This is a genomic window from Streptomyces sp. WAC05292, from assembly GCF_003949955.1.
GTDB lineage: Bacteria > Actinomycetota > Actinomycetes > Streptomycetales > Streptomycetaceae > Streptomyces > Streptomyces globosus.
The window spans coordinates 1-360 of sequence record NZ_RPSE01000887.1 but is presented as its reverse complement, the minus strand read 5'-3'; the positions used below and the strand labels follow the sequence as shown (position 1 = coordinate 360).

The window sequence follows — 360 nt, the reverse complement described above, 5'->3', positions numbered from 1 at the left end:
GCGGACACCGCGGCCCATCACGTCGCCGATGACGAGGGCGGTGCGGCCGGCGCCGAGGGTGATGACGTCGTACCAGTCGCCGCCGACGGCCGCCTCGGTTCCGCCCGGGTGGTAGACGGCGGAGATGCGCAGGTCGTCCGGCTGCTCCAGTTCCTGCGGCAGGAGCGAGCGCTGGAGGGTGACGGCGGCCTCGCGCTGGCGGCTCTCGCTGGCGCGCAGGCGTTCGAGGGCTTCGGCGTGGTCGGTGACGTCGGCCAGGTGGATCATGACGCCGGTGCCGGGGTGGGCGTGCTGGTCGGCGTCCGGGCCGTGGAGCTCCTTCGGGAACTCGACGGGCGTGCAGGTCACCGTGTACGAGCT

The 360-nt window shown here is 73.6% G+C and carries 1 protein-coding gene; it reads right to left on the bottom strand.

The features are described 5' to 3' along the window. A partial coding sequence (locus tag EF903_RS33590; protein ID WP_399422263.1) for a PP2C family protein-serine/threonine phosphatase occupies positions 1–360 on the bottom strand: 360 nt, incomplete at both ends.